This window comes from Flavobacterium hydrophilum (assembly GCF_003202405.1).
In the GTDB taxonomy this organism is placed as follows: Bacteria; Bacteroidota; Bacteroidia; order Flavobacteriales; family Flavobacteriaceae; genus Flavobacterium; species Flavobacterium hydrophilum.
This window is the reverse complement of the sequence record NZ_QJHL01000003.1, coordinates 403,464-418,403: the sequence shown is the minus strand read 5'-3', so window position 1 is coordinate 418,403 and position 14,940 is coordinate 403,464. Positions and strand designations below refer to the sequence as shown.

Below are 14,940 nucleotides of genomic sequence, written 5' to 3'. Positions count from 1 at the left end.
ACCAACAATGTTCACAGGAATCATAGAAACCTTAGGAAGGATTCACGAAATAAAAAAAGACCAAAACAATCTTCACATTACGGTCGATTCTTCTATCACAAACGAATTAAAAATTGATCAAAGTGTATCCCATAACGGAATCTGCCTAACCGTTGTCGCCATAAAAGATTCTTTTTATACTGTAACTGCTATTGAGGAAACCATTTTGAAAACAAATATTGGAGACTGGAAAACCGAAGACATAGTCAATTTAGAAAGAGGAATGAAACTTGGCGACCGGCTCGACGGACATATTGTACAAGGTCATGTAGACCAAACGGGAACCTGCATAAAAATTGAAGAAGCCAACGGAAGCTGGAATTACACTTTTGAATATGACAAAAGCCTAAGCAATATTACTATAGAAAAAGGCTCGATAACTGTAAATGGAGTTAGCTTAACAGTAGTAAACTCTAAAACAAACCAATTTAGTGTTTCTATAATACCTTATACTTTTGAAAATACAAATTTCAAAAATTTCAAAATTGGAACAAAAATAAATTTAGAATTTGATGTAGTAGGAAAATACATTTCAAGGCTTTACTCCATCAACAAATAAAAATCTTTTTTATAAAACAAAAGCTTCAGTTTATACTGAAGCTTTTGTTTTTAACTTATGTTTATATATCACATATATTCCTAATAAAATTGCTGCTAATACCAATATCAACAAGGCATTACCATCAATTGACGCAGGAGGTTGTGGGGGACCAGGAGCCGCAGGAGCCGCAGGAGCTGCAGGAGCCGCAAAAAGATTCAAACTCCCAAATAACACAAAAAAAACAGTCAAAATTTTATTTATCATTTTCATAAAAAACGAAATATATTAAATCTTAGTTTACTTTAAATTTGATTTACAGACTTTTAGCAAAAGCGTGGTTCTTTCACAAAATCCAACACAAATGTATAGCTTTTTATTTTAAAAAAAACACGAAACAAAAAAAGCTTCATAATAATTATGAAGCTTTTTTTCTAAAAGTGGTCCCACCTGGGCTCGAACCAGGGACCACCTGATTATGAGTCGTAACTCGTCTGTTTTCTTTCATTTTCCTTTATTTTCAAAGGTCTGCCAACGTATTCTATATCAAGACGAATATAGCAAAATGCTTTTCTTTTTTCTACTCCCATTTTCATTTTTCTGCTATTTTTGTGTGCAATCTGTGTGTTCCGAACACACAAAATAAATACCAACTATGTTTAGCTACTCAAAAGACGGGATTACTGTTGCGTCTATACTAGATAAAAGAAAACAAAACAAAAAAGGATCCTTCCCAATTAAGATACGTGTCACTTACAAAAGAGTTAGAAAGCATTATTCAACCGGTAAAGATTTAACCATTGAAGAATGGAATCTTTTACCCTCAAGTAAAAGCAGGTTACTTAAAGAAACCCGAGAAAGTATAGAAAATAGTTTTTCTCTTGTCAAAACAAATGTTGAAAATCTAGCAGAAAAAGGAGAATTTTCATTTGATGCTCTTAACTTAAGATTAAGCAAAGCAAATGGATCAAATGTAAATAATGCACTTTTAGCCAGAATTGAAAATTTACGAAGAGATGATAGAATTGGATCAATGGCGATTTCTAAAAATGTCCTAAGTAATATAGAACATTTTGGGGGTAAGAATCTATCATTCGACACAATATCTATTGAATGGCTTAAGAGATACGAGAAACACATGTTAATTGATAAAAAACATGCAACGGTAGGATTTCATATGAGAGAGATCAGAACTATAATGAATGATGCAAAAAAAGCTGGAATAATAAAAGATACACAATATCCATTTGGCAAGGGTAAATATGAAATCCCTACAAGTGAGGGAAACAAAAAAGCTTTAACATTAGAGCAACTTGGAAAAGTTATTAGATTTACTGATGGTAATGAAACCACAGAAAAATATAAAGACTTATGGTTTTTTATTTATTTATGCAATGGAATTAATGTAGCAGATGTCGTCAAATTGAAATTTAAAAATATTAGAGATGGTGAAATTTGTTTTGTTCGTCAAAAAACAGAAAGAACAACTAAAAACAGAAAAGAAATTCGTGCAACATTATCAAATGAAATTGAAGCCATTATAAATCGATGGGGAAATACTTATAAGCCAGAAAATTATATTTTCCCTTATTTGACAGGAAAAGAAGATCCAGAAACGATAAAAAAAATCACTAAAGATTTGACCAAAAGAATTAATGCTAGGATGAAAAAAATCGGTAATCATTTAGGATTTGGTGACATCACTACTTACACAGCTCGTCACAGCTTTGCTACTGTTTTAAAACGAGCAGGAACTAACATCGCATTCATTAGTGAAAGTTTAGGCCATAACGATTTAAAAACAACTGAAAGTTATCTTGCTAGTTTTGAAAAAGATGAGCGTCAAAAAAACGCAGGTTTTTTGACTAATTTTTAATTCCTAAAAACATAATCAATAACGAACTCCAAATAATATCATAACTTTACAGAAAGAACAAAACGAGTCTATTTTACAAATTATGAAAACTGAAAAAAGATTAATATATCTAGATAATAACTCTACTACTCCTGTTGACAAAAGAGTTTTTGAAGTAATGACCCCTTTCTTTTTGGATAATTTTGCAAATGCTAATAGTACTCATCAATTTGGAGTTGGGGCTTATGAGGCTGTGAAAAAAGCACGAAATCAAGTAGCTGACCTAATAGGCGCAGAAACAAATGAGATTGTATTTACAAGCGGAGCAACAGAGGCTATCAATATTTCGATAAAGGGGATTATTGAAAATTATTCAGATAAGGGAAAACACATTATAACAGTTCTTACAGAGCATAGTGCAGTTTTAGACACTTGTAAACATCTTGAAAAAAAAGGATATGAAGTAACTTATTTAAAAGTTAAATCAGATGGTTTGATTAATTTGGATGAATTAAAAAATTCTTTAAGAGAAGATACTGTTTTAGTCTCTATAATGTATGCAAATAATGAAACAGGAGTACTACAACCAATAAAAGAAATATCTGAATTAGCTCATAACGTCGGCGCTTTTTTTATGAGTGATGCAACTCAAGCGGTAGGAAAAATCGAAATAAATGTTGATGACTTAGGAATTGACTTATTGTGTTTTAGTGGGCATAAAATCTATGCTCCAAAAGGCGTAGGAGTACTTTATGTTAGACAAAGACAAAATAAAGTAAAACTTCCTGCATTATTTCATGGGGGAGGACATGAAAGAGGATTAAGAAGTGGAACTTTAAATGTACCTGGAATAGTAGGACTTGGAAAAGCTTGCGAATTAGCTAAGGAAGAGATGAAATCCAACCATAGAAAAATAGAATCAATGAGAGATCATATTGAATCAAAATTACTTTCAATATCAGATACATTCATCAACGGAAATGTTTCTCAGCGTTTATATAATGTGACAAATGTTTGCTTTGTTGGGGCTGATAGTGAAGCTTTAATTATGGGACTAAGCAATTTAGAAAATGATTCTCCTCTTATTGCTGTAAGTAATGGAAGCGCCTGTACTTCAACAAGCATTGAGCCTTCTCATGTTTTGACAGCTATGGGTCTAGATGAAAACAAAGCATTTAATAGCATTCGTATTTCTTTAGGAAAATTCAACACTTTTGAGGAATTAGATATTGTTACTAATGAAATTAAAAATGTTGTTGAAAATTTGAGATCAATGATTTTCTAAATTAATCTATTAATTTTTTTAATGATAGAACAATACTGTCAATCTTCAATGAAACTTCCTTTATGTCTTCCGCCTTTTTATCTATATCACAGAATTCTTGATAAGGCACAAAAGTACTAACTTCAAATCCTAATGACATGGTAAAATATGTCCTATCAGTATCTATAATATATTTATCCCATTGGCATTTTTCTCGCCAATTATATTCTGGTTTAAAATGTTCATCCATAAAAATCTCAAAGTCAGGCCATCTTTGAATATTCCATTTACCAGATTTATGATGAAAATTGTGAACAGTATGGGTGCTTTTAAGTAAATCATCTTCATAATAATTTAGACCCGTAACATATCTGTTAAAATGACATATTTTAATATTTTGAACAATTTCTAAGTCATAATTTAAGTCATCTACCAAAAGCGTTTTTTTATTAATCCAGTCCATTGACTTATTGTAAAAATGATATCCTTGGCTTTTAGTATTTCCTGGCCAAATATTAAAAACGATATAATTTTTTATTTGGTCATTTTCATATCTATGAAAATAAGGAATTACTTCGCTGGCCCAATTAAAATTAATTGCTAAGCCTAATCTGTCCGAATAGTCCAGTAATGAATAATCTTTACAATTTGACAAAGCTTGCTTTAATCTCTGCATTAAATGATGGTGTTCAGTGCTACCCCATTTTGTAGAAAATTTTAAAGAATTAAAAGGTTTTGGTTGAAACCAATTTGGCCTTCTTACCTCGGCTAATCTTAAAAAATCACGTAAAAAAGACGAACCAAAAGAAGTAACTCTTTCTAAATTATGAACTTTTTCCATCAAATTCACTATTTCTTGCCAGGTTTTACAAATTGGCTGAACAATTATTCCTTCACTATGCCTTTGGATAAAAGGAAAAACCTGATTATAAAGTTGTCTTTTACAATCTTCATTATGCTTTTTAACCTCAATTACTAAAAGGATATCTTTTATTGTAATAATTATATCGGTTATATTTTTACCGGGATATGTTTTCTGGTCAAAAAAATCTGAGAAATCTATTTGATCATTTGATGTTAAAGCTACCGCATATACATTTTTAAAGCTTTCTTGTTCAATTAATGATATATCAATTTGAATATCAATTTCAAAAAAAGAACTTTCTTTAGAGTAGGTAGAAAAAAGGTAATCATAATCTTCCTCACTAACTATTGACTTTATAAATTCATTGAAAAATATTGATGAGTTTAGCAACGTTAACGAAAATGCTCGACTTAAATTATTCTCTAAGAATTCAAAAGAAGTATTTTCGTTGTAAAAGTGGAATAAATTTAAGTGACGATTCATTCTTTTAATAATAGTCCTAAATTAAGTAATAATCCGAGTGCAGGTGAATAAGTTCTATTTAAATAAGGTTTAAAGTCTGATGTTTTAAAACTTTGTAATTCTACATAAGCTTTATAAACATCCTTCATTTCCATTTCCCACAGTTTTTCTGTACTTTTTCTTTCAAAAATCAATTTAGTTTGACTCCAATCTTTGACTTCATACTCCCTTAATCTTAAACTTTTAAAGCTTTTTAGAGTCTTACACAGATTTAAAAATTCTTCAAAAGTAATTTCAGGATTAGATTTTTGATATCTCATAATTATTCTATTTCATTCAGAACATTGTCTAGTGCATTTATATAAACAGGAATATTCTCGGTCTCTACACCAAATTTTTTCTCAATCATAATATCAATTAACGCATTACCATCAATAAGAATAATTGGTACAGCACCTGGCTTCCTAGTGGCTCCTAAAGCTTCTTTTGTGAATTTTGAAGTTGTAAAAATTATTCCTTGTTCAAACTCTCCTTGAATTGCTCCTCTAAATTTATCAATTTCTACTCTACTGACTGAATTGTTTTTCCATCTTTTACACTGAAAGGCAACATTTAAATGCGTTATACCTACTTTTAATTGTCCAAATCCATCAATTCCGCCATCTTTGACATAATTAGTTACAGTCATTTTTTTAAATCCGTAAACGTCTAATAAATGTTTTCCAAAAACTTCAAATGAAGCTGGTTCGATTTGTTTTAATTGATTTAAGATTTGCTGTTTAAACGCTTCAGTATGTTTTGAATGTATCTCCTTTAATTGTTTGACAATAGTTTTTAGATTTTCATTGTCTTTACGAACAATAATTTCAGCTTTCAAATCTATCTGCTTTTGACCAGGAATTGGCAGATCTTTAATCCAATATGTACCATCTTTTAAAGCTTGAAAATATTTCTCTTTTCTAGCGGTAGGAAAATCTATTCCTACACAATGCTTTCTTATTATTGCTTTTACAATATCTTGTGGTCTTTCAGCATTAAAACGATATAAATCATGAAGAATAATATAATCATAAACATCTCTAACAGATAAAGGTTTTCCAACCCTTTTTAGAGTTTCAATAACGGCTTCATGAATCGTTCTCTTTTTCATATTTTAATACATTACATCCATATAAGTTGGAAGAAACTTGTAAAGTTTTCTAAAACTCTCCCGATCGGATTCAGGTATAAACTGTATTTTTCCAAAACTGTTATATTTCTTTTCCGAATTTGGCAAACATGAGTTAAGTAAATTAATCTCTCTATTTGTTATTACTGGAGGACTAATAACATACCTTATCTCTTCTGTTGAAATAAAATCAAATCTATCAAGAGTGTAATCTTTTAAATTAAAAGCATTATTCTTTAAATCTAAATAGCCTCCATAAGAAATCATAGGCGCTCCATCTCTATAGGTAAAATAGAATAACTGTCTAAAGATTAATTGTTCATTCTCTTCTAAACTATAATTTCGTGATTGCACAACCTCATTTATTTTGTTTAGCAACATTTTCCTAATTAGTTTAAAATCATTTTCACCATTAAAATCTGTTACATGAGTTCCAAGTGGCACTAACCCTCCAAACTCCTCCTCGAAATCAGCTACAGTTTGATACCTATGTAATTGCTTATTGCAAGTCATTAAGTAAACACCACCTTTTGCCATGTTAGTAAATATTATCTCAATATCAGTAAAATAATCGTAATTAAGTTTTTCATCGTAATCCATCCATATTAAATCAACATTCTTATTCCAATTTAATTGTGGTAGAACATCTGTTGATTTTCCTATTTCAACATTGATACATGAGAAAGGCTTATTGAATTCGACTCTTTTTTGTAGACGCTGTTCTATTTCAATGCTTATCATGTTTTTAATGTGGAGCTCTTTGTGAAATAGTTTAAAATCTGTAAAATATGTGGATCCCATTCCAATATATCTTCGCTTATTATGATTTACTTTACTAAATAATTCTTTAACAACTGAGGAAATCATCCTGCGTTCAACAGACTTAGCGGTTCTTAAATCATAATTTATTGAATTCCCACTTGCACTCATAGATTTTCATTTTCCGATTTAATAAAGTACTCGAATATTTTTTCTCCTAATTGCCAGTTTGCTGATACATTAAAAAAGTCCTTGCTTTTTTGCACATAGTTCTTGTCAGCTTTGAACGATATTGTTGTTAATGATTCGTTAACTTCACCAATCTGATCTATTCTAGGATAAATAAATTTTGAATCATATGTTCTCGTGGTCAACTCAATTATATCAACTTCCTCAGAAGATGTTATTACACTATTCCTTTCCTCATCTGAATTGAATGTTTTTAAAAATGTTATAACTTGTGACATTGCATTAATCATCTCGTTTCTAGCAGCTTTAAAAATTACTGAATTTGAATCCACTCCCGTTTTTGTGGTAGTCATTGGAAGTAATTTAGCATCATCTGAAGAGAAAAAAACAAAACCTCGAAACATTGCATATATATGATGGAATTTTTGAATATTTGAATTACCAAATCTTTTTCCTTCCCAACCAGTTAGATTCGTTTTGTCTTTTTCTAAGACGAGTCTATCATTACAGTAAATGTACCATCCTGCATCATCTGGACTAGCTTTACCTATTCCTGCATATATTTTAACATTGACCCCTTTAATATTAAAAGTTTTATAATAAGGTTTTAATTCATCATATTGCAAGAGCGCTAATCCACTCTTGCTTAAAGGTGTTCCATTAATAGAAATACTAAGTTTTTTATCTAAACTAAAACTTAAAGTTCTTTCAATTTCATCTTTCAAATTTTTTATAAAAATATCTGAACTAAATTCATCTAAGACATCAGAATTTAAATCACTTACCTTGATATATGTTCCTTCGATTTGATTTAAATCATTTGTTGTTGTGTTGATTGTTTCATACTCAAAATTCCAATCTCCAATTTTACTCCATTCATTTACGTTAACCGTAACTTGAAAATGATCTTCTCCATTTTGAGATTCTACTTCAAATTGATTTCCTATTTTAAATAAGGCACGTTTCATTCCAACTCCAAACCTACCTACAGAATGTTTTACATCATGCTGGCTATCTAAAGGCCTACCAAACATAAACGCATAGTTTTGCGCAATCTTTAGAGAGAAACCACCACAATTGTCTTTTATAGAAAAACAATCTTTAGAAATAGAAATATCGATCCATAAACCATCAAAATCATTTTCACCTCTAATATTTTTAGCGCCATCTACAGAATTATCTATTAAGTCTATTATCGCTCGCTCCAATTTAATGTCTTTAGTTAACATTTGAATGAAAAACTCCTTTGTAGGACTAGCATTTACAATATTACTCATAAAATTAAGCTTTAAATAATTCTCCTATCTTAAACTCTTTAAGATTAGATACTAACTGATACTTTTGAATCTTTTCCATACTCGTCTTCAATTTAGAAGACTCTTTTTCACCAATTCCCATGAATTTCTGCATCATTTTTAAATTGGTCTTGTCTTTTATATCAAACAAAAAAGCTGTTTCACACATGCTACTAAAATCAAATGAAGGCTGATTAAATTCTTCTATACCTTGACTTAATAAAATAACAGAAACACCTTTAGAGCGGATTTCACGTAATATTTTCTCTAATAAATCTTGTGATTTTTTTTCTTTGAAGATGGTATGGGCTTCGTCAATTAATAATACATAACGCATTCCTTGATAATCTCCCTCGATAGGTGCATTATCCATATTCATGAATGTATTATAGATATAATTAATTATTAAAAAAACTGATGTAAAACGAACATTCTTTGGCAAATCACCAGAAAGACTTAAGTAATAATTGCTGTTTAAAAAATTGTTTTTTACATCAACAGTTGTTTCGAATAAATCTAATTCACTTAAGCTTTCTAAAACCTCCCTTAAAGTACTAGCTTTATCACCTTCATAATCTAATACTCTTTCATAAATCTGTTTTAGTGAAGGATATTTCCCGCCTTTCATATCAGCAAAAACATCTTTAGTAGCATCCTTTAGGGTTTGTTGCTGATTTTTACCTATGTTACTGTAGCTTGTAATAATATCAACAAATTTATTTATACCCATAATTTTATTCTTTTCATTGATATTGTCAATAAAAGAAAGTGGATTTACAGGAAATGCTTTATGAGGGGCTTTGATTAGATTACAATTTGTTGCTTTGAAAAATTCGCTGTTTTTCTTTTCATCTTCCTCAGTTATACCTTTGAAATCTAAAAAGATAAAGTTTACTTGTCCATTGCTCTCCTTTACAATCTGTTTTAAAATACTATTCGCAAAGTAAGTTTTACCTGTCCCCGAATTTCCAGCGACAGCTATATGTGCATTATTGTGAATGGATGTGTCATTCAATTTAAAGTAAATTTCTTCCTCCTCAAAAGATTTTCCAACCAATAACTTGATACTTTCTGCAAAATAGTTTTTGTTAATTATTCTATTCTGTCTAGTATGCTCATCGTAGATTATTGCCTCATTAGAGACTTCATTTTCCTCAAGTTTCTCGATACCTGTTTCGATGTGTTCTAAAAGAAAATCAAGGCCTGAATAATTCTTATTTTCTTCAAATATTTTATTCATTATGATCAGACCATGATCAATATGCATTTTTATGTATTTACCAATGTCCTTATCTGTTTTGTAAAGATTATAATGTTGGCAAATTAATGCAATGTAATAATCCCTATATTTTCCAAATAAGATATCATCTTTGTATTCTTTTCCTTTACTATCAAAAAGATCTTTTTCTAGATCCAATTTAATGTTTTTTGATATCGAAAAAGAGAATGCTATTCTAGACACCACATTTTCAGCACCTAAATTTAATCTTCTGGTTAATTCTTGGACAACAGGTTTGTTTGCCTCAGATGTTCTAATGTTAATCAGCATTATTATACATTTTGTTGTATGTTGAAATAAAATCTGTTGGTTCTAATGGTAAAAATTCGCTTTTATCTTCATGAATATTGTTGATCAAGAATGTTTTCGCAATATTTTTTGATAAAATATTATATTCCCTTTCAGTAAGCTCTTTGTTAATCAATGGAAAAATCACAACCTGATCAGAAATATTAGGATAAAAATATTTTACAATATTTTCAGCATGGTGCTCATCAAACTTCTGCATTGGAGAGTCTATGAATATTGGGAATTGAATGTCACTTCCTTCAACTAATGCACGTAACAAAGCCGTGGCATACATTTGCTGTTCTCCTTTACTCAAAGATTCTTTTTTAATTTCCTCACCTCGAGCATTTTTTAATATTATATCAATGGTTTCACCAATAATTTCAACCTCAACTTTTTTAACAAACCCTTTTTTATGCAATAAGGTTTCTAAACCCTCTAAGATTTGTTTTTCAAGAGATTCCTTCTTTTTGATTTTAAATTTTTCTATAAAATCTTTTAGGTTTCCAATATTACGAATTATAATTTCGTCTTTTGTCTTGTTCTTTTCAGAAACACTTAGTTTCTTAGAAAGATCTTCTATTCGTTTCCCTTTCTGCGTTTTTTCATTGACAAACTCACCAATCTCTCGATTTAACGAATCGATCGTTTCATCAATTCGAATAATTTCTTTATCTAAATCTTCTTTTTCTTTTCGAAACTCTGCAATCAAAGGACTCTCCTGGTTAGTTTCGGCATCTCGTATTTTTTTCCTGATAGCATTTATTTCATTTTTAGCAAGATTATTTTCAGATGTAATTCGCTTAAAAGATTCTTTGAACGAATATTTTAAGTTATTAAACAATGCTAGTAGTTCATTTTGTTCTAAATCAGAAAACTCGTGAAGCATTTTAAAATCGGAAGGCAGTTCAGGTGTATCAGCAAAAAAATGTTTGCGTATAAGCTTTTCAAATGTTTCAGCAAAATGCTTTTCGATTTGATAATCAATCACTAAGTCATTTGGTTTAGGCTCCTTAATAAGATCTGTCAATATTTTATTGGTAACTCCCTTAACATTTTCATCTTTAAACTTTGCCGCCTTAAAATTTGCTTCATTTTGAAGTTGGTTGCTAACTTCTAAAAATTTTTCTCCAGCAATTGCAAATGGAATTATGTCATAAGAGTCTTTTAATTCACTTTGAAGCTCAGTAAGTTTTCTTCCTAATTCTTCTTCATTTAGTCTTAAATCTTGTAACTCTTCAACAGTTATTAAGCTTCCAGATTTTATTAGTTTTTCTTGAATGTCTCGAGAGGCCTTGTTTTTTTCACTTCTTTTCTCTCTTAGTTCTTGAATTTTTGATTCATTCTCCTCTATTTTATCGTCGCAAGTATCCACTTCAACTTCTAATGATCTTAGCTGGCCTTTTTCTGTGGCACTTGCAGAATCTTGTCGAAGATTTAATTGCAAGCTTTCTAATTCACTTTTTAGATCTTCGTATTTTTTGATACCTAAAACCTCAGAGTAAGCTTTACTAAGTCTTCTTTTCTGTTCAGGAGTATTAACTTCTGCAAGACTTACTATTTTTTCAGCATCAAAAAAGAAAAATTTAGCAATTTCAATTGGCATTATAAATTCGCGTATAAAAATTTCTTGCCCAACCTCTTTTGCTAATTCACTTGGATGACCATCAATTAATACCTCAACTTCTTCAGATGTACTTGTTTTAGTATTATAACTTCTTTTTATTACTATTTCTTTGCACGGAACTTCTGGGATATTTATATTATGAAAAGTAATTGATACAAAAAATTTATAATCACCCTCAGATTTTGCTAATCTGTTTAATGAGTTAGCTATATATTTGCTATATCCCCCTTGATCGTCAATTTCTTTTTTATAAATATCATCGACATCTTGCATCTGTCTACCATATAAACACCAAACAAGAGACATTAAAAAGGTAGTTTTACCAAATCCATTTCTACCGCTAACTACGAATATATTTTTATCTTCTTGATGAGCAAAATCAATGCAATTTGAATTTTTATAAATTCTAAAATTGTATAATTCTATTTCTTTTATTGTCATAATGGCCTACTTACTTTTCTTTTCTGCGTCAATATATTGATCTAATCGATTATCAATATCTGCTTGCAATCCACGTTTTTTGATCATTAATGTTTTAGTTTTTTGAAGTGCTAAAAGGTCATGAATTAGTTGAACATCATTTTCATTGTTCTTACAAGACTTTTTTAACAAGTCCGATTCTTGTTTGAATTTTTCCTCTTGCTTACTCATATCGATTCTGGTATTAAATATGGAATTGTAAATATCTGATACTTTTGTTTTGAAATAACAATCTCTAAACCAATAGTATTGAATCATTACTAGCTCTTGATGAGTTATCAATTCAACACCTTCTTCTCTTTGAATATCTCTCTGGGCCCTCAAAATTCTAGTTAGAATTTTGACTCTTGTATCAAATGTGTAAGGTCCCCATAGATTTTCAGATATAGTCTTGTTTCTTCTCTCTTTTTGCCTATATTTTTCGGGATTGTCTCTTGTTGTAACTAAAAAATTTCGAATATCCATCAAAGGGGTCATCCACTCTTCTCCATTTTCAATCAACCCTTCCATACTTTTGTCTTTGTTCACAACTGTACAAGTCCAACATCCAAAGCGACTATTCCCACAGCTTGGTGTTGATTCATCTATTACAAGTGGACAATCTCCAGCATTGGCATTTCTATATAAAGTAATTAACTCTTTATTTGTCCCGCCCCAAGGAGGCGAAACCTGATTCAAATATTGCCATAATTCATTTGTAGTAACATCCTTTAAAGGTGCATAAACATATGAGTTTGGTAATTGATGTTTTCTTAATCGCTGTCCCTTTATTTCATGTTTTTTTATTGATTTAGCTCTGTTAGAGCTTTCTGCACTTCTTGTTCCTAACAAAATTATAGCTTCACCATTTTCATGAATTTTTTCGGTAATAAATTTTGTCGTCGGATTAATCTTTAATCTTTCTGTACACCATCTGTAAAATTTATTAGGTGCAGGATATCCTAAACCTATTAGCTTTACCCAAAAACTTTCTTCTAATTGAGGAGTTGTTTGATGTACGGTTATTGGTAATTCATATTGAATAGCGGCCTCTTGTATTTTTGCCAAAGTAGAATTAATGAATTTAACAATTCTAGGATTCTCTACTAAAGTATCGTTACATACTACGTAAATTCTTCTAGATTGTCTTAAAAATGGATCAATCTTAAGTAAGGATCGCCAGACTACTTGTAAAAGCATTGTACTGTCTTTTCCCCCACTAAAGCCTATAATCCAAGGTCTTTTTGAATCATCAAATAAGAATTGATCAATTATTTCATTCTCTAAATGATTTAAGTCTAACGACATATATTGTATTCTTTGTGTAGTTCGTAATAAAAATCTTAAACGAACAAAGTAACAAAATATAAAGAGTTTTTTAGCATTTTATCCAAATAAAATTTATTTTAAAGGGACTCTTTTTAAATATAGTTTCATAGAAAGAATTAAGTGAACTTAATTTTTAAATATATTTATTCTATACTAATATTTATTACAATACTTCTTTCTTAATAAATCTATGTTTTATATAATTTAGTTCACTTAGTTCACTATAAAAAAATCATATAATAAATATATTTAAAAATTAAGTTCACTTAGTTCACTATTTAACCTATAAAATTCGACTTTGTTGGATATATTCGATATAACAAAAAATATAAAATTTATGAAAGGTTTAGTCGATCATTTTATCATTTCTATTTATGATTTGGAGAATGAGATAAAACAAGATTTAATTAATAAAAAACTAAAAATTGATAAGGATTCTGACGAAGAAATTGATAACTTAATTAATCAATTGTTTGGTGAAGTCTAAAACTTGAATAATTCGACAATATTCACTCCTAAAGCTTTACAAACTATCTCTAAAGTCGAAAGAGTTGCATTAGATCTTCCTGCCTCTAATCGAGACATATTGCTTTTTTCAAAATTACATTTAGCAGCCAAATCTTGCTGAGAAATGTTTTTCTCAATTCTGATTTTCTGAATACGTTTTCCAACCTCTATTTGCAGTGAGTTTTTCAACTTTTGAATTATCTTTTATGATAATTCAAAAGTTGTTTTATATTTGCAAATACCAGTTATCACAAAAGATAACTTTTTTCAATTATGGAAAAACGTAATCATCATACAACAAAAAATATTTGATTTACCATTTTAAAAATTAAATCAAAGAATAAAAACAAGAAAATAGGACTGCAACAGCCAATAGATAAAGTATCAACATTATGAAAATTAAAATTCTCATAATTACAAAAACCGTCAAATACTAAACTTACAAGCAATGAAAAAAAAGAATTTTACAACATTATTTTTTTTATCTATATTATTAATTTCCTGCAGCAATGATGGGGATAATAAAATTATACGTGAAAAACCTAATCTAATAAAAAAATGGAATTTAGAGAAATGGACATTAAACAATGACAACCAGGTATTAACAACATGTAATAAGCAAAACTATATTGAATTCAAAACAGATGGGCATTTTGAAAGGAAAAGTTTTTATCAAAATGCCTCGATATGTGAACTCGAAGTAAATGATAGTGGGACTTACATTTATGATTTAACAGCGCAAAAAATCACATTAAATTTTACTGATCCAGACGAAGGAGCTCAAACAGAAATATTAAATAAAGTTATAGTTACAAGTACAACATTTAAATATAGTTGGGATGAAGATGGAAATGGAATAGACGAACATACTTTAGAATTTAAGGAGTAAATAAGTTGTTTGATGCCTTTAAAAATAAACTCTGAAATTCACTTCTAACTCTTTACAGATAATTTCTAAAACAGAAGAGTGCTGTTAGATCTTGCTGGAAAATATTTTTTTCAAATCTAATTCTCTCA

The 14,940-nt window shown here is 29.6% G+C and carries 15 protein-coding genes; 5 read left to right on the top strand and 10 right to left on the bottom strand.

From position 1 onward, the window contains the following. Window positions 1–7 precede the first annotated feature (7 nt). Window positions 8–598 (top strand): riboflavin synthase, encoded by a 591-nt coding sequence (locus tag DMB68_RS14860; protein WP_110347451.1) that lies wholly within the window; start codon window positions 8–10, stop codon window positions 596–598. 30 nt (window positions 599–628) lie between these two features. On the opposite strand, the gene DMB68_RS14855 is transcribed toward DMB68_RS14860, so the two are convergent. Then, complete coding sequence (locus tag DMB68_RS14855; RefSeq protein WP_110347450.1) at window positions 629–850, bottom strand: hypothetical protein; 222 nt, start codon at window positions 848–850, stop codon at window positions 629–631. Window positions 851–1,232: 382 nt separating this feature from the next. Between DMB68_RS14855 and DMB68_RS14850 the strand changes: the two genes are divergently transcribed. After that, window positions 1,233–2,453, top strand: a complete 1,221-nt coding sequence (locus DMB68_RS14850; protein WP_110347449.1) for a site-specific integrase — start codon at window positions 1,233–1,235, stop codon at window positions 2,451–2,453. A gap of 82 nt (window positions 2,454–2,535) precedes the next feature. Continuing rightward, a complete protein-coding gene (locus tag DMB68_RS14845; protein ID WP_110347448.1) occupies window positions 2,536–3,717 on the top strand; it encodes a cysteine desulfurase family protein in 1,182 nt (393 codons plus the stop codon). A 1-nt stretch (window position 3,718) separates the two neighbouring features. Here DMB68_RS14845 and DMB68_RS14840 read toward each other — a convergent pair whose 3' ends face one another. The 8 genes from DMB68_RS14840 to dndC are packed head-to-tail and all read right to left on the bottom strand — an operon-like array spanning window position 3,719 to window position 13,395. Beyond that, window positions 3,719–5,044, bottom strand: a complete 1,326-nt coding sequence (locus tag DMB68_RS14840) for a hypothetical protein (protein WP_110347447.1) — start codon at window positions 5,042–5,044, stop codon at window positions 3,719–3,721. Beyond that, a complete protein-coding gene (locus tag DMB68_RS14835; protein ID WP_110347446.1) occupies window positions 5,041–5,343 on the bottom strand; it encodes a hypothetical protein in 303 nt (100 codons plus the stop codon). The genes DMB68_RS14840 and DMB68_RS14835 overlap by 4 nt, the downstream gene beginning before the upstream one ends. A 2-nt stretch (window positions 5,344–5,345) precedes the next feature. Continuing rightward, on the bottom strand, window positions 5,346–6,173 hold the full coding sequence (locus DMB68_RS14830; RefSeq protein WP_110347445.1) for a restriction endonuclease: 828 nt from the start codon (window positions 6,171–6,173) through the stop codon (window positions 5,346–5,348). A 3-nt stretch (window positions 6,174–6,176) separates the two neighbouring features. Next, window positions 6,177–7,121, bottom strand: a complete 945-nt coding sequence (locus DMB68_RS14825; protein ID WP_110347444.1) for an O-methyltransferase — start codon at window positions 7,119–7,121, stop codon at window positions 6,177–6,179. Further along, a complete protein-coding gene (locus DMB68_RS14820) occupies window positions 7,118–8,416 on the bottom strand; it encodes an ATP-binding protein (protein ID WP_110347443.1) in 1,299 nt (432 codons plus the stop codon). The genes DMB68_RS14825 and DMB68_RS14820 overlap by 4 nt, the downstream gene beginning before the upstream one ends. A 4-nt stretch (window positions 8,417–8,420) precedes the next feature. Next, the gene (locus DMB68_RS14815) at window positions 8,421–9,983 is read right to left on the bottom strand and encodes a helicase HerA-like domain-containing protein (RefSeq protein ID WP_110347442.1); all 1,563 of its coding nucleotides are present in this window, start codon (window positions 9,981–9,983) and stop codon (window positions 8,421–8,423) included. After that, window positions 9,973–12,069: a DNA sulfur modification protein DndD gene (dndD, locus tag DMB68_RS14810; protein WP_110347441.1), complete on the bottom strand. Its 2,097-nt coding sequence runs from the start codon at window positions 12,067–12,069 to the stop codon at window positions 9,973–9,975. The genes DMB68_RS14815 and dndD overlap by 11 nt, the downstream gene beginning before the upstream one ends. A gap of 6 nt (window positions 12,070–12,075) precedes the next feature. After that, on the bottom strand, window positions 12,076–13,395 hold the full coding sequence (gene dndC, locus DMB68_RS14805) for a DNA phosphorothioation system sulfurtransferase DndC (RefSeq protein WP_110347440.1): 1,320 nt from the start codon (window positions 13,393–13,395) through the stop codon (window positions 12,076–12,078). A gap of 358 nt (window positions 13,396–13,753) precedes the next feature. Between dndC and DMB68_RS23390 the strand changes: the two genes are divergently transcribed. Continuing rightward, window positions 13,754–13,903, top strand: coding sequence for a hypothetical protein (locus tag DMB68_RS23390; protein ID WP_165830147.1), 150 nt, complete (start codon window positions 13,754–13,756; stop codon window positions 13,901–13,903). Here the strand turns inward: DMB68_RS23390 and DMB68_RS14800 are convergent. After that, the gene (locus DMB68_RS14800) at window positions 13,900–14,112 is read right to left on the bottom strand and encodes a helix-turn-helix domain-containing protein (RefSeq protein ID WP_110347439.1); all 213 of its coding nucleotides are present in this window, start codon (window positions 14,110–14,112) and stop codon (window positions 13,900–13,902) included. The genes DMB68_RS23390 and DMB68_RS14800 overlap by 4 nt on opposite strands. 259 nt (window positions 14,113–14,371) lie before the next feature. On the opposite strand from DMB68_RS14800, the gene DMB68_RS14795 reads away from it, so the two are divergent. Beyond that, complete coding sequence (locus DMB68_RS14795) at window positions 14,372–14,812, top strand: lipocalin-like domain-containing protein (protein ID WP_110347438.1); 441 nt, start codon at window positions 14,372–14,374, stop codon at window positions 14,810–14,812. Window positions 14,813–14,940 lie beyond the last annotated feature (128 nt).